Raw genomic sequence first — 15,003 nt, forward strand, 5'->3', positions numbered from 1 at the left:
TGTTTCGAAAAATTACGGAAAGTTTTATGTAATTATATGAATGGCTTTTGTAATTGATCGGAATATTCAGTCTGACAAATTTAGGGCTGGGAGCCTTGTGCAGCAAGGCACTGAAGTATCAGCCTCTTTTCGGATTTCATCCTCGGCGCGCTCGATGATGCGCACCGCTTTCAGCTCCGATACCTCGCATCACGCGAAACGACAGTCGCCGGATTGATTGCTCAGATGATTATCCAGGCCGAATGCCGTTTGGAATTCGATTGAAACAAGAAAGCAATTTGAAATGAATTGCGACGCATGAGGCCGGTTTCCCGTGAACGGCAAACGCATCGCCCCTATGGCGTCGACTCAATGATCGCGCTCCAGCGACGTCATGTTCCGCAAGGTCGGGAACAACCGCATCCATGTCAGCGCGACGGCGATCGTCGCCGCGCCGCCGACGACGATCGCCGCCGGCGCGCCCCACCACGCAGCCGTCACGCCGGATTCGAATTCGCCGAGCTGGTTCGACGTACCGATGAACAGCGAGTTGACGGCGCTCACGCGGCCGAGCATGTCGTCGGGCGTGCGCAGTTGCACGAGCGACAGGCGCACGACGACGCTCACCACGTCCGATGCGCCGAGCGCCGCCAGCGCGACGAGCGACACCACGAAATTGCGTGACAACCCGAACACGATCGTCGCGATGCCGAACGCGATCACGCCGCCGAACATCGCGCGGCCCGGCCGCCCTTTCAGCGGAAAGCGCGTGAGCCACAGCGTGCCCGCGAGCGCGCCGACCGCCGGCGCCGCGCGCAACGCGCCGAGCCCCCACGGCCCGACCTGCAGGATGTCGCGCGCGTAGATCGGCAGCAGCGCGGTCGCGCCGCCGAACAGCACCGCGAACAGGTCGAGCGACAGCGCGCCGAGGATCGCCGGTTCGCGCCGGATGAACGCGATGCCGGAAAACACCGACCGCAGCGTGACCGGTTCGCGCGCCGGCGGCGCACTGCGCAGCGGAATCGTGCCGCTCAGGATGGCCGCGATCGCGAACGCCACGACGCTCGTGCCGAACGCCGCGGGCGCGCCGACGCCATACAGCACCCCGCCGAACGCGGGCCCGAGAATCTGCGCGGCCTGGTTCGCGGACGTCGACAGCGCGGTCGCGCGCGGCAGGTCGCCGCGCGGCACGACGGCCGGCAGCAGCGACGACACCGACGGCGATTCGAACGCACGCGCGGTGCCGACGATCGCGGCCAGCGCATACACGCCCGGGGCGGTGAGCCCGCCTTGCGCCGCGCCGAACAGGAATACGCCGGCGGCCAGCGCCTCGACGCCCTGGCAGATCGTCGCGATGCGCCGGCGGTCGTAGCGGTCGGCCACCTGCCCGACGATGAGCGTCAGCGCGAACATCGGCACGAACTGCGCAAGCCCGACGAGCCCGAGCGCGAACGCGCTGTGCGTGAGCGCATAGACGTACCAGCCGATCGCGACCGACAGGATCTGGAAAGCGAGCGACGACATCACGCGCGTGCCCCAGAAGCGCTGGAACGGTGTGTGGCGGAACAGGTTGGCGGGTAACGGCGACGGCGAAGTGGATTCGGGTAACGGGGTGGTCATCGGCGAGACGTCGTGGAGGAAGGCCGGCGATCGCCGATACGCGATGCGGCCAAAGCGCGATGATAGCTTCAACCAACGAAACCTTGCCGGATGGCTATCGGATGCCGATGCTGATTCGGCCGCCATTGCACGCACCGCGCGGCACAATGCAACGCCGAACCGCGCCGCATCGCGTAAAAAAGGTCTTTCGCCGATTCCCGGGCAGAGGGGGGCCTGCGTTCTGCGTTCTGCGTTCTGCGTTCTGCGTTCTGCGTTCTGCGTTCTGCGTTCTGCGTTCTGCGTTCTGCGTTCTGCGTTCTGCGTTCTGCATTCTGCATTCTGCATTCTGCGTTCATGAGTTTGTACGCGGCGCGGGCAACCTTCAATGCGACAGCGCCGCGGCGTGATCGTGCTCGCGCAGTTGGCCGGGAATCGCGCACTGCGCGAGCCCGCCCGCATCGATCCATGCGCGCGTGCGTTCCGCGGCCCTGTCGATCAGTTGCGCGCACTGCGAGTAATCGTATGACGACACCTCGAGCGGACAGAGCGGCGGCACGACATGGATTTGCGCGCGTGCCGCGTACAGCTCCAGATCGCGCACCAGTTGCCGCGCGATCACGAGCGTCAGCGCGTGCGTCGCGTGCGCGATCGCGCTGCGCGGCGGTACGCGCAACGCACAGGCGAACCCGGCCGGCAGCACGACGATCCGCCTGGCGCCGAGCGCGATCGCAACCGAGATCGGCGTATTGTTCGCGACGCCTCCGTCGACGAGCTCCACGTCGCCGATGCGAACCGACGGAAACACGCCGGGAATCGCCGCGCTGGCTTGCACGGCATCCACGACCGGGCCGGCGGACAGCACGACCTCCGCGCCGCTCAGCACGTCGGTCGCGACGATGTGGAGCGGCAACGCGGCCTGTTCGATCCGCCGGTACGGCAGGTTCGTTTCCAGCAGCACGCGCAGCGCATCGGCCTCGACCAGATGCGGCCGGTTGCGCAGCAGCATCGCGAAGAGGCTGCGCATTGAAAACGGCATGACGTCCTGGCGGCGGATCCTGCACCACAGCGCGGCGAGCATCGCGACGCCATCCGCATCCGGCCGGCCGGCGAAATAGGCGGCATTGATCGCGCCCGCCGACGCGCCGACGACGCAATCGGCCCGTTCGCCGCTCGCCACCAGCTCGCGGAGCATGCCGACCTCGATCGCGCCGAGACTGCCGCCACCGGCGAACACGAAGGCGGTTGTGGGAGTGGGATCGGAAGTCACGGTGCGTCCTCCAGCGGTTGGCTGCGACAGTGCTTTCTCCATGATGGATCGTGCGGCGCCCCGGCTGTCCTGATGAAAACCCTGCCGGCCCGCGGCCCCGGCGGTTCGGTGACGTGCCCGCCGCGTTCCCCGGCATTCCGCGCTGAACAAAAAAAAGCGCGAACCACGGTTCGCGCCAAAGAGAGACCTCGCTGAAGACGTCGAAAAAACTACCTCACCCCGCTCAGAACGAATGCCGCATCCCGATTCGCACGTCGGCCTGCGTCTGCGTCGTCGACGGCGTGAAGCTGTAGCCGACCACCGCATCGACGCCCTGCGACGCGCGCAGGTAATCGCCGGAGATGTACACATCGGTGCGCTTGGACAGCAGGTAGTGCAGGCCGGCCGTGCCCTGGTTCCAGTGGTGGCCTTCGAAGCGCGTGTGCTGGTAGCCCGCGATCAGGCTCAGCGCCGGCGTGAACTGGTACAAGCCGCCGCCTTCATACACCTGCATGTGCGACGACTGGCCGAAACCCTTGATCGTCGTGTACGAGAAGTTCGCGTCGAGCGTCAGCTTGCCGATCGTGTAGCTCGTGCCGACGCCGAACGTGCCTTGGCTGTCGACGTCCATCGCGGTGTTCGCGAACAGGTCGGTGCGCGCGCCGGTCGCCGGATCGACGGTGACGGTCTGCTGGCCGAGGAATGTATGCGTGCCGATCATCGCGTACGGGTCGAACGCGTAGATGCCGTTCGGGTTGTTCAGGCGAGTGTACGCGGCGCCGATCGAGAAGTCGCCCTTCGTGTAGCTCGCGCCCGCGCTCCATGCGCTGTTGCGGTGGAAGTTGCCGGCGACGTTGCCGAACGAATACATCGCGCCGAACTTGACGCCGTTCAGGTCGTTCGACAGGAACTTGACGGAGTTAGGCAGGCGGTCGCCGTTGAAGCGGTCGAAGTCGCCCTGGTGAATCGCGTAGCCGCTGCCCCATGCCGAGATGTTGTAGATCGACACGAGCTCGTTGGTGATGTCGAGCTGGTTGCCGAACGACAGCGTGCCCCAATCGTTCTGGAGACCGACATAAGCCTGCCGCCCGAACTCCGCCCCGCCGAAGCCGAGCTGCCCGTTGCCGAGGTGGAAACCGCTCTCGAGCGCGAACACGGCCTTCAGGCCGCCGCCGAGATCTTCCGTGCCTTTCAGGCCGAAGCGGTTCCCGTACGACACGCCGTCATCGAACTTGACCACGTGCGAACCGCCCGTGTTGTTCACGTACGTGATGCCCGCGTCGAGAATCCCGTACAGCGTCACGCTGCTCTGCGCGTGGCCGATGGCGGGAATACAGGCCGCGCATGCCAGCGCGGCTGCTACGGCAACTTTCTTTTGCTTCATTGTCGACCACCCTCCCTGAACCCTTCGATGGAAAGAACCGTGGCCTGGCGCGCACAGCAATACGCCGGCTGATTCGAATTCGGTACGTCCGCTGGCTTCGGCATTTCGTTTTCCGCAATAACGCAGCCATTGGCGAAAAATACAAACCCATATTTCAGGTCACCCGTCTGAAGGCGACACCAAATGGTCTCGATGCGACCGTTCGGGAAAACACGGAGGCGGGCGGCGCGGCGAGAAACCGGCCGCCCGGAGGCGGTCAGCGGGCGTCGAGGGCCGCGCGCACGGCCGGCAACGCGGGGGCGCCGGCCGCCGTGGTGACGCCGTCGAGCCACGCTTCGACGAGCGCTGGATCGGCCTTCAGCGCATGCTGCGCGGCGAGCGCGGGCGACGTCTTGTGGTCGAGCATGTCGGCGATCATCCGGTTCTCGACGTCGACGGAGAACGTCATCTGCCTGAACAGCCGCGCGAGGTTCGCGCACTGGCCGGCAAAGCCCGCGCGCGTGACCGTGTTGACCGTCGCGCCGCCGTAGTTCGGGCCGAAATACGCGTCGCCGCCCGACAGGTAGGTCAGGTTGAACTTCGTGTTCATCAGGTGCGGCTCCCACGCGAGAAAGACGATCCAGCGCTTGTCGCGCACCGCGCGTTCGACCTGCGTGAGCATCCCCGTCTCGCTCGATTCGACGAGTGACCAGTTCGCCGCGCCGAGCGCATGGTCGGACAGCATCCGCTTGATGTTCTGGTTCGCGGGCGCGCCGGGCTCGATCCCGTAGATCTTGTCGCCGAAGCGGTCCGCGTAGCGCGCGAGATCGGCGAACGTGTGCACGCCGGCCGCCGCGACGTAGTCGGGCACGGCCAGCGTGAACTTCGCGCCGTTCAGGTTCGCGTGCAGCACGTCGATCGACTTCTCGTCGACGAACGGCTTCACGAGCGGCGCCTGCGCGGGCATCCAGTTGCCGAGGAACACGTCGACCTGCCCTTTCTTCAAGCCCTGGTAAGTGATCGGCACCGACAGGTTCGCGACGTCCTGCCGATAGCCGAGCGCCTTCAGCACGACACCGGCCATCGCGTTCGTCGCGTCGATGTCGGTCCAGCCGGGCGCCGCCATCTTCACGTCGCGGCACGTCTGCGGGTCGGCGGCGCGCGCGGGCTGCTGCATCGCCACCACGCACGCGGCCGCGGCGAGCGCGGTGCCCAGGCTCCGGATTGCTGCATTGCATTGCCGTTTCATGATTCGCTTCCTCCGTCGTTCGTCAATGTCCGCTGCGGCCCGTTCAGCGCCCGACGCGCGGAAAGCGCGCCATCGCTTCGAGCGTGTCGAGTTCGATGTGATTGCGCATGTAGCGCTGGCTCGCGTCGGTGAACGGTTGCCAGTCCCACGCCTGGATGCGGCCCTGCGTCGTCGCCGCGTAATGGAAGCGGCGCCGCCGCTGGCTCGCGCGCACCTGCGCGTCGAGTTCCGGCAGGTCCCAGCGGCGCGCGGCCTCCTCGCGGAATGCGGCGAGCACGCCGGCGGCTTCCGGCAGGCCGGCCAGGTTCGTGCGCTCGCGCGGGTCGTCGGCGAGGTTGTAGAGCTGGTCGGGATCGGCCGGGCAATGCACGTATTTCCAGTCGCCGCGGCGGATCATCACGACCGGCGCAACCGCCCCTTCCGCGAGGTATTCGCCGAGCGCGACGTCGTGCGCGGGCGCGCCTTGCAGATGCGGCACGAGGCTCGCGCCGTCGACCGGGTCCGGCCAGCCGCCGGCCGGCGCCGCGCCGGCGAGGTCGACGAGCGTCGGCAGCAAATCGACGTGCGACACCGGCCCGCGCACGCGCGCGGCACCGAAGCGGCCCGGCGCGTGGACGATCAGCGGCACGCGGCAGCCGCCTTCGAAGAACGTCATCTTGTACCAGAGCCCACGCTCGCCGAGCATGTCGCCGTGGTCGGACGTGACGATCACGATCGTGTCGTCGGCGAAGCCGCATTGCTCGAGCGCGGCCAGCACGCTGCCGAATTGCGCGTCGACATAGGACGTCGCGCCGTAGTACGCGCGGCGCGCGGCACGGATCTGCGCGTCGGTCGGCGGCGTGCGGTCGTTTTCGCAGACGAAGCGCAGCCGCTGCGAATGCGGATCGCTCTGCTGCGCATCGAGCCGCACGGCCGGCATGTCGATCTCGTCGTCGTGGTACAGATCCCAGTATTCGCGCGTGATCGCGTACGGATCGTGCGGATGCGTGAGCGACACGACCATGCAGAACGGCCGCGCGTCATGACCGGCCGCGCGCTCGCGCGCGACGTCGTACAGCTTCTGCTTCGCCGCGAACGTGACCTCGTCGTCGAAATCGAGCTGGTTCGTGCGCACGCACGGGCCGGCCTCGAGCACCGAGCTCATGTTGTGATACCAGCTCGGCCGCTCGGTCGGGCGGTCCCAGTCGGGCACCCAGCCGAAGTCGGCCGGATAGATGTCGGTCGTGAGCCGTTCCTCGAAGCCGTGCAGCTGGTCGGGTCCGCAGAAATGCATCTTGCCGGACAGCATCGTACGGTAGCCGCCCGCGCGCAGGTAGTGCGCGAAGGTCAGCGTTTGCGCCGGCAATTCGGCGGCGTTATCGTAGGCGCCGATACCCGACGGCAGCTTGCCGGTCAGCAGCGAGAAGCGCGACGGCGCGCACAGCGGGCTCGCGCAATACGCGGCGTCGAACACCACGCCTTGCGCGGCGAGCCGGTCGAGCGTCGGCGTGCGCGCGACGCGGTTGCCGTAAGCCGGCAACGCGAACGGCGTCAGCTGGTCGGCCATCAGGATCAGGATGTTGGGAGTCGGGTTCGTCATCGGCGGTGTTGGGGAAATCGGTGTTCGAATGGAGCGGCGCGACGCTCGGGCGGCGGCACGGTCGGCATGACGGACGCAGCCTGAAGAAAGTGCCGCGCGCACCGGCCGCGACTGGCTAGAATCGCGGAAGGCCTGGCGCGGCGCCGTGCCGTCCGAAGCACTATCCCCCGCCCGAATTCGCGCGGGAAGGCGTCCGGCCCTTATGAGGCCATTAGAGAGACTTATGTCGAAATCCGAACCGTTACCGTCGATGCAGGCGCTGCGCGCGTTCGAATCGGCCGCCCGTCTCCAGAGCTTCACGGCCGCCGCGCGCGAGCTCGGCTCGACGCAACCGGCTGTCAGCCAGCAGGTGTTCCAGCTCGAAGCGGAACTCGGCGTGCCGCTGTTCGAGCGCAGCCCGCGCGGCGTCACGCTGACGAGCGACGGCCAGTGCCTGTACGAAGCCGTGCGGCTGAGCCTCGACACGCTGCGCGGCGCCACCGCGACGCTGCGCGCGCGCCGCGAGCACGGCGCGCTCACGATCGTCACGGATTTCGGTTTCGCGACCTACTGGCTGATGCCGCGCCTCTCCGGCCTGAAGCGCGTGATGCCTGACGTCGACGTGCGGGTCGTCACCTCGCAGGATTACGACGCGCAGCGCGACCACGCCGACATCGCGGTTCTGTTCGGCGACGGCCACTGGCCGTCGTGCACGGCCGCGCGGCTCTTTCCCGAATCGGTCACGCCCGTCTGCTCGCCGGCGTTCCGCGCTGCGCACGCGCACGTCGCGCGGCCCGAGCACCTGCAGGCGCTGCCGCTGCTGCACGTGCAGGCGACGCGCCCCGAACGCTGGCTGTCGTGGGCCGGCTGGTTCGACGCGCACGGCCTCGACGCGCCGGCCGCCGCGCGCGGCGTGACCTTCAACAGCTATGCACTGGTGATCCACGCGGCGCTGCTCGGCGACGGCGTCGCGCTCGGCTGGTCGCCGCTCGTCGACGAGCTCGTCGCGTCCGGGCAGCTCGTGAAGCTCGTCGACGCACCCGTCGTCACGTCGCGCGGCTACTTCCTCGTGCGGCCGCCGCAGCGGCCCGAGCCGGACGCGACACATGTGTTCCGGCGCTGGCTGCTGGATGCGTGCGCGCCGGCTTGAGCGGGCGGCTGGCCGGCGGAGCGCTGCCTGACGCTTGCTGGAGCGGCTGCGGCTGTCCCATCTGACGCGCGCTGGACTGGCTGCGCCTGCCCCACCTGAGGTCCGGTGGAGCGGCTGTGCCTGCACCGCCTGACGCCCGCTGGAGCCGCTACGACTGCGCCGCCTGACGCTCGCCGGACCGGCTGCGGCTGCACCGCCTGACGCTCGCTGGACCGGCTACGGCTGCACCGCCTGACGCTCGCTGGACCAGCCGCGCCCGCCCCGCCCCGACACCCCGCCCAGCGTCCCCAAAACCCCCGCCTCGAGCCTCGCCGCCGCCCCGCCGCGCTGGCGCGCCGATACCAGCCACACGGCGGGTTGGTTCTATCCGCGCCCGAATCGTCCTGATTTACTTGAGCCTCCCGCTACCCGCGTAGCGTGGCGCCCCGTCGCGCCGCCGCGCGCGCGTTGCGTTCCCTGACATCCGAGGAATCTCATGACCGCCGACTCACGCCCCGATCAATTCGTCCTGACGCTGTCGTGCCCGAGCGCGGCCGGCCAGGTCGCCGCCGTCGTCGGCTTTCTCGAGCGCCATCGCTGCTACGTCGATGCGCTGAACGTGTTCGACGACGATCTCAGCAACCATTTCTTCGTGCGCTGCGTGTTTCATCCGACGGATGAAACGCTGCAGATCGACGCGCTGCGCCAGGAGTTCGGTCCGATCGCGACCGCGCTCGGCGGCGGCGGTGACGGCGACACGCAATGGGCGATCCACGACGTGAACGCGCGCCCGAAGGTGCTGATCATGGTCTCGAAGCTCGAGCACTGCCTCGCGGACCTGTTGTTCCGCTGGCGGATGGGCGAACTGAAGATGGACATCGTCGGCATCGTGTCGAACCATCCGGACTTCGAGCCGCTCGCCACGCAGCACGGGCTGCCGTTCCGCCACTTCCCGATCACCGCCGACACCAAGGCGCAGCAGGAAGCGCAGTGGCTCGACTTCTTCGAGTCGAGCGGCGCCGATCTCGTGATCCTCGCGCGCTACATGCAGGTGCTGTCGCAGGAAACCAGCGCGAAGCTCGCGAACCGCGCGATCAACATCCATCATTCGTTCCTGCCCGGCTTCAAGGGCGCGAAGCCGTATCACCAGGCGCATGCGCGCGGCGTGAAGCTGATCGGCGCGACCGCGCACTTCGTGACCGACGATCTCGACGAAGGCCCGATCATCGAGCAGGTGGTCGAACGCGTCGATCATGCGCTGCGTCCCGAGCAATTGCTCGCGGTGGGCCGCGACGTCGAGTGCATCACGCTCGCGCGCGCGGTGAAGGCGTTCATCGAGCGGCGCGTGTTCCTGAACGGCGACCGGACGGTGGTGTTTCCGTAAGCGCATCCGTTCGGCGCACAGCCAACAAAAAACCCGACCGGCAGCACCTGCCGGTCGGGTTTTTTATCGCGTTGCGTTCGACGCGTCGCGCAACGGCCCCGGGTGCGGTGTCCGGGTTCGTCGCGCGACGCGCGTGCCGCGTTCAGATGCTTACTTGACCCACGCGAAGTAGTACGACAGCCAGATCGTCAGCGCAGCACCGACCAGCGCCGCATACGGCATCAGGTTCAGCCACATCGCGCGCTTCGGCACTTCGAGTTCCATGTCGCGCTGCATCTGCGCGGGGAAACGGCCGCGATCCTGCCAGTAGTGACGATAGAGAAACACCGGCACGATCAGCAGCATCGCGATCAGCCCGTTGCGCAGCGTGCCTTCGCCCTGCAGGTTCGCGCCCGCGCCGACATAGACGAGGTTCGCGTAGCCGCAGACCGAGCCGGCGACGAGCAGCCAGGTCGGGCAGCGGAACGGCCGATCCCAGTTGCCGCGGTCCATGCGGTGGATCCAGCCCGACTGGAGATTCAGGAATACGAACAGCATGTAGCAGACGTTCGAGATCGCCAGCACCGTCATGTAGTCCGACATCATCAGCAACACGAGGTTGAAGCCGAGATCGGTCCACATCGCGCGCGTGGGCGAGCCGTGCTCGTTCACGTGCGACAGGTACTTCGGCAGCCAGCCGTCGACCGATGCCTGGTACAGCGTGCGCGACGAGCCCATCATCGACGTCATCACGATCAGCAGGATCGACAGCATCAGCATCACGACGACCGCGTTCGCGACCCACGCGCCGCCACCGACGATCTTCGCCATCGCGGCCGCGACGCCGGTGCCGTCGCCGATCGCCGGATCGAGCATCGCCTGCGTGCCAAGCGCGCCCTGGAACGCCATCGGCACGAGCGTCATCACGACGAGGCACAGCGCGCCCGACCAGAAGATCGCCTTCGCGGTGTCGCGACGCGGATCGCGGAATTCGCGCGTGTAGCAGACCGCCGTTTCGAAGCCGTACGACGCCCAGCCGGCCATGAACATCGCGCCGAGGGCCATCGTCACGCCCTGCCCGTTCCACGAACCGAAGGTCGCGGTCGTGAGGTTGCCTTGAGCGTCATGACCGAGCGGCAGCAGCGGAAGCAGGTTCGACATCGGCACGTCGCCGGTGACGAACGGCACGATGCCGACGATCAGCAGCGGCGTGAGCGACGCGATGCCGAGAATGCGCTGCGTACGCGCGGCTTTCGACGCACCGCTGTGCTGAAGCTTGAACGTGATGAGAAGCAGAATCGTCGCGATGATGAACGTCGCGTTGATCCGCAGTGAAAGACCGGACTTGATGAACCCGAGATCCGCAACCTTGAACTGCCAGTGCAGCACCGCCGCGTCGGCGGGAAAGAGACTCGTGAGCGCATAGCTCGCCGCGAGGCCGCAGCCGAGCGCGAGCATCGGCGACCACGCGAGCCAGTTGCACCACACGGAAACCGGGGCAATCAGCTTGCTGTAACGGACCCAGCCGATCGCGCCGTATACCGACGCGCCGCCCGATTTATGGGGAAATAGTCCCGATATTTCCGCATAAGTCGCGCTTTGAATCAGCCCCATCGTGATCGCGGCGATCCAGATCGCCCACGCGGGCTGGCCGATCGTCGCGCATACGCCGCCGATCGTGAACAGCACGCCTGCCGGCACGCCGCTCGTCACCCAGAATGCGTCTTTCCAAGTCAGGCCACGATGCAGCGTGTGGCCCGTCGAATCATGTGAGATGGTTGCCTCAACGTCACTGGTGCGATTAGCACGCAGTCCTGCCTGACTCATCCAATTCCTCCTCTCGAGCAGAGTTAGCGCTTCAGCGCTTACTCTGGTCCGATGCAAAGCAGATGACTCCGCACAAGGGCCGTAGTGTAACAACTTATGGGCTTTTTTGCAGAATCAGTAAAAGAAAGCCGGGATATGGCCGCATGAATTCACGATTGTTTCGGATTCCTGCATGCCATTCCCGGCGTATTTATTTATGATGATTCGCGCGACGAATCGCCGCGGTCTTACTGCGCGCCTTCAGTCCACGAATTCACGCGGTCAGCATGCGCGGCAATCCATGCATCGGCGGCCGCTTCCGGCTTCGAACCGTTCTGGATCGCGAGCATCACGCTGTCGATCTCGCCCGGCTTCCACTGGAACTTCTTCAGGAACGCGACGACCGGCTTGGCCTTCGTTTCGAGCTGCGGGTTCGCGACGCTGTCGACGTGCTCCGCGCCGCCGAACACCTTCTTCGGATCCTCGAGGAAGCGCAGCTTCCACTTCGCGAACATCCAGTGCGGCGCCCAGCCGGTCACGATCACCGGCTTGTTCGCGCCGACGGAGCGCGACAGCTCGGCCGTCATCGCGCTGCCCGAACTCGGCATCAGCGTGTAGCTGAGGCCGTAGCTCTTGATCGCTTCGTCGGTCTTGCGCATCACGCCCGCACCCGCATCGATGCCGACGATCCGGCCGCCGAAGCTGCTTTTCTCGGCATTCAGATCTTCGATGCTCTTCGCCTTCACGTAGTCGGGGACGATCAGGCCGATCTTGGCGTCAGGAAAGTTCGCGCCGAGATCGACGACCTTCGACTTGTACTCGCCCCAGTAGGAGCCGTGCGTGACGGGCAGCCATGCGGACAGCGTCGCATCGAGGTCGCCGCGCGCCACGCCCTGCCACATGATCCCGGCAGCCACCGGCACGAGCTGGACCTGGTAACCGAGCTTCTTCTCGATCACGCGTGCCGCGACGTTCGACGTCGCCACGCTGTCGTCCCAGCCTTCGACGTAACCGATCTTCAGCGTGGGCTTCGTATCCGCGAGCGCCGACGCGCTCAATGCCACCATCGCCGACAGTGCGCCGGTCCACAGCAGTTTTCCGAACAACTTCATGGTCGATCTCCTTGAAATGCGCACCGTGCGCGTTGTCTCTCTAGGTTCTTCAACCACAAATCCGCGGTATCGTTGTTTTCCGACGGATGCTTGTCCGGAGGCGACGCAACGCGACGCGACGCGCCCGGACCGGCGATGGCTCGATACGACTACTTGTCGATCACGAGATCCGACAGCGGCTTGCTGCAGCACAGCAGCACCATCCCCTGATCGATCTCGCGCTGGCGGATGCCGCCGTTGTGCTTCATCTCGACCTGCCCCGACACGAGCTTCACCTTGCAGGTGCCGCACATGCCCTGCGTGCACGACGCCGGCAGCCGCACGCCGGACTGGCGCGCCGCGTCGAGCACGTGCTGCTCCGAGCCGCACGCAATCTCGCGATTGCTCTTCGCGAAGCTGACCGTGTACTGCTTCGTCGCGACGTCGCCGTCGTTGGCCGCCGGCGCGAGTTCGGCGATCACCTCGTCGCTCGCGGTCTGCGCGAGCGTCTCGAACGAGAAGCTTTCCTCGTGATACTGCTTGCGGTCGAAGCCGGCTTCGTCGAGCAGGTCGCGCACGGCCTTCATGTACGGCGCGGGGCCGCACGTGAAGATCTCGCGCTCCATGAAGTCCGGTGCGATCAGCTTCAGCAGCGGCAGCGTCAGGAAGCCCGTGACGCCCGGCCAGTTGGTGCGTGCACCGACGCGCTCGACGACGAACGACGTGCGGAAATTCGTATGGTTCGACGCGATCAGGTCGAGCTCGCGCGCGAAGATGATGTCGTCCGGCGTACGTGCGCTGTGCACGAACAGGATGTCGCGATCCTCGGCGAGATCATGATGCGCGCGGCTCATCGACATCAGCGGCGTGACGCCCGAACCGGCCGACAGGAACAGGTACTTGCGCGCCGGATGCCGCGCGCACGTGAATTCGCCGGCCGGGCCGAGCACGCGAACCGACGCGCCCGGCTGCAGGTTGTCGTGCAGCCAGTTCGACACCTTGCCGCCCGGCACGCGCTTCACCGTGATCGAGATCGTGTGCGGCCGCGCGGGCGACGACGAGATCGTGTAGCACCGGTTGATCGTCTCGCCGTCGATGTCGAGTTCGAGCGTGATGAACTGCCCCGGCTCGAAGGAAAACGCACGGCCTTGCGGCGAACGGAAGAAGAAACTCTTCACGTCGTGGGTTTCCTGACGCACGTGGCAGCACACCAGCGTTTCCTCGACGTCGCTCGTCCAGCGCTCAGGCAGCGCGCTCCAGAACGCCGGGTGCGTCACCCGGCTGTCCACCGGCTCGAAATTGGCCGAATCTCGCATCATGTGTAGCTCCACTTGCTGTCTGCTGTACTACGCGCCGATTTTTTCGGCGAGCCGGCCGATGTACCAGGCCGAGAATTTTTCGACGAGACCTTCCGTGTACGGCGAATACGGGCCCGGCTCGTATGCGCTGCTGGTCGCGCCGCGCTGCGAGAATTCGACGAGCGCGCGATCCTGGTCGTTGGTCGCGTTCCACACGGCCGTCAGGTTCTTCACGTCGTAGTCGATGCCTTCCTTCGCATCCTTGTGGACGAGCCACTTGGTGCGCACGAGCGTCTTGCCGGCCGACAGCGGAATCACCGAGAACGTCACGATGTGATCGCTCATGAAGTGATGCCACGAGTTCGGCTGCGTCCAGAACGACAGGCCGCCGAGGTCGGCCTGGTCGAACTGGCCGAGCAGCTTCTTCGATGCGACCTTCGCGTCGAGCGTCTGCGATTCGCCGTGGCGGTCGAGCGGCAGGCGCTGCGTGCGGAAGCCCGTCACGTCGAGCAGCTTTTCGATTTCGGCGGACGGCAGGCCCATCTCGGCCCACTCCTTGCCGCGGCGCACGCAGGTTTCAGCGAACGCGTCCATGCCTTCGGCGTTCGCGTCGGAGCGCTGGTAGCCGAAGCCGTATTCGTACAGCGAGATCGTCAGCTCGGGATGGTTCGCGACGCAGTGATAGCACTCGCGGTTGTTCTCCATCGTGAGCTTCCAGTTGCCTTCCTCAATGATGTCGATCTGCGCGGCGATCTTCGTGTTCGGCAGATCGTGCGGCAGCAGATACGGCTCCATCTGGGCGCGCAGCTGCGCGAAATCGACCGGCGGCTCCTCGGCGAGGCAGATGAAGATCAGGCCCGCGAGGTTCTGCACGTGCACCGACTTCAGGCTGTGCTTGCAGCGGTCGAACTTCTCGCCCATGTGCTCGGCGAACATCAGCTGGCCGGTCAGGTTGTAGGTCCAGCTGTGGTACGGGCACACGATGTTGCCGACCGAGCCTTTATCCTCGTTGCACAGGCGCGCGCCGCGGTGGCGGCACACGTTGTGGAACGCGCGGATTTCCATGTCGTCGTCGCGCACGATCAGGATCGAGTCGCTGCCCAGTTCCACGGTCACGTAGTCGCCCGGCTCGGGAATGTCCGGTTCGACCGCGACCTGGATCCAGTGCTGGCGGAAAATCGCCTCCATGTCGAGGGCGAAGATGTCCTCGCTCGTGTAGAACGGCGCCTCGAGGCTGTAACCTTCCTTGCGTCGCTCGATCAGTGCACGAATGTCTGCCGATACTTTCATCGTTTGCTCCGGATTCCTTGCGTCCCAGTGTG

The 15,003-nt window shown here is 66.2% G+C and carries 11 protein-coding genes; 2 read left to right on the plus strand and 9 right to left on the minus strand.

The window, feature by feature from the left end; all coding sequences use genetic code 11:
• Positions 1 to 348 precede the first annotated feature (348 nt).
• From PL79_RS09415 to betC, 5 genes are all read right to left on the minus strand, one after another.
• A complete protein-coding gene (locus tag PL79_RS09415; RefSeq protein ID WP_044847751.1) occupies positions 349 to 1,599 on the minus strand; it encodes an MFS transporter in 1,251 nt (416 codons plus the stop codon).
• A gap of 361 nt (positions 1,600 to 1,960) precedes the next feature.
• Positions 1,961 to 2,845 (minus strand): patatin-like phospholipase family protein, encoded by an 885-nt coding sequence (locus tag PL79_RS09425; RefSeq protein ID WP_044844446.1) that lies wholly within the window; start codon positions 2,843 to 2,845, stop codon positions 1,961 to 1,963.
• Between the two features lie 223 nt (positions 2,846 to 3,068).
• On the minus strand, positions 3,069 to 4,208 hold the full coding sequence (locus PL79_RS09430) for a porin (protein ID WP_044844349.1): 1,140 nt from the start codon (positions 4,206 to 4,208) through the stop codon (positions 3,069 to 3,071).
• A gap of 256 nt (positions 4,209 to 4,464) precedes the next feature.
• A complete protein-coding gene (gene choX / locus PL79_RS09435; RefSeq protein WP_044844350.1) occupies positions 4,465 to 5,436 on the minus strand; it encodes a choline ABC transporter substrate-binding protein in 972 nt (323 codons plus the stop codon).
• Between the two features lie 43 nt (positions 5,437 to 5,479).
• Entirely contained in the window at positions 5,480 to 7,015 is a 1,536-nt protein-coding gene (betC, locus tag PL79_RS09440) for a choline-sulfatase (RefSeq protein ID WP_044844351.1), read from the minus strand.
• Positions 7,016 to 7,217: 202 nt separating this feature from the next.
• On the opposite strand from betC, the gene PL79_RS09450 reads away from it, so the two are divergent.
• A complete protein-coding gene (locus PL79_RS09450) occupies positions 7,218 to 8,144 on the plus strand; it encodes a choline sulfate utilization transcriptional regulator (protein WP_082088476.1) in 927 nt (308 codons plus the stop codon).
• 475 nt (positions 8,145 to 8,619) lie between these two features.
• The gene (gene purU / locus PL79_RS09455; protein WP_044844353.1) at positions 8,620 to 9,507 is read left to right on the plus strand and encodes a formyltetrahydrofolate deformylase; all 888 of its coding nucleotides are present in this window, start codon (positions 8,620 to 8,622) and stop codon (positions 9,505 to 9,507) included.
• 150 nt (positions 9,508 to 9,657) lie between these two features.
• On the opposite strand, the gene PL79_RS09460 is transcribed toward purU, so the two are convergent.
• The 4 genes from PL79_RS09460 to PL79_RS09475 form a co-directional block, all read right to left on the minus strand.
• Positions 9,658 to 11,313: an APC family permease gene (locus tag PL79_RS09460; protein WP_044844354.1), complete on the minus strand. Its 1,656-nt coding sequence runs from the start codon at positions 11,311 to 11,313 to the stop codon at positions 9,658 to 9,660.
• 227 nt (positions 11,314 to 11,540) lie between these two features.
• Positions 11,541 to 12,404 carry a glycine betaine ABC transporter substrate-binding protein gene (locus PL79_RS09465; protein WP_044844355.1) on the minus strand — a complete coding sequence of 288 codons (864 nt, stop codon included), beginning with the start codon at positions 12,402 to 12,404 and terminating at the stop codon, positions 11,541 to 11,543.
• A 149-nt stretch (positions 12,405 to 12,553) separates the two neighbouring features.
• Positions 12,554 to 13,702, minus strand: coding sequence for a hybrid-cluster NAD(P)-dependent oxidoreductase (locus PL79_RS09470; RefSeq protein WP_044844356.1), 1,149 nt, complete (start codon positions 13,700 to 13,702; stop codon positions 12,554 to 12,556).
• 27 nt (positions 13,703 to 13,729) lie between these two features.
• Positions 13,730 to 14,971 (minus strand): aromatic ring-hydroxylating oxygenase subunit alpha, encoded by a 1,242-nt coding sequence (locus PL79_RS09475; RefSeq protein ID WP_044844357.1) that lies wholly within the window; start codon positions 14,969 to 14,971, stop codon positions 13,730 to 13,732.
• Between the last annotated feature and the right edge of the window lie 32 nt (positions 14,972 to 15,003).

The organism is Burkholderia sp. USMB20 (assembly GCF_000949135.2).
Taxonomy (GTDB): domain Bacteria; phylum Pseudomonadota; class Gammaproteobacteria; order Burkholderiales; family Burkholderiaceae; genus Burkholderia.

Coding starts and splice junctions, on each gene's coding strand:
- PL79_RS09450 (WP_082088476.1), top strand. CDS start 7,218: ATGAGGCCATTAGAGAGACTTATGTCGAAATCCGAACCGTTACCGTCG.
- betC (WP_044844351.1), bottom strand. CDS start 7,015: ATGACGAACCCGACTCCCAACATCCTGATCCTGATGGCCGACCAGCTG.
- choX (WP_044844350.1), bottom strand. CDS start 5,436: ATGAAACGGCAATGCAATGCAGCAATCCGGAGCCTGGGCACCGCGCTC.
- PL79_RS09415 (WP_044847751.1), bottom strand. CDS start 1,599: ATGACCACCCCGTTACCCGAATCCACTTCGCCGTCGCCGTTACCCGCC.
- PL79_RS09470 (WP_044844356.1), bottom strand. CDS start 13,702: ATGATGCGAGATTCGGCCAATTTCGAGCCGGTGGACAGCCGGGTGACG.
- PL79_RS09430 (WP_044844349.1), bottom strand. CDS start 4,208: ATGAAGCAAAAGAAAGTTGCCGTAGCAGCCGCGCTGGCATGCGCGGCC.
- purU (WP_044844353.1), top strand. CDS start 8,620: ATGACCGCCGACTCACGCCCCGATCAATTCGTCCTGACGCTGTCGTGC.
- PL79_RS09460 (WP_044844354.1), bottom strand. CDS start 11,313: ATGAGTCAGGCAGGACTGCGTGCTAATCGCACCAGTGACGTTGAGGCA.
- PL79_RS09475 (WP_044844357.1), bottom strand. CDS start 14,971: ATGAAAGTATCGGCAGACATTCGTGCACTGATCGAGCGACGCAAGGAA.
- PL79_RS09465 (WP_044844355.1), bottom strand. CDS start 12,404: ATGAAGTTGTTCGGAAAACTGCTGTGGACCGGCGCACTGTCGGCGATG.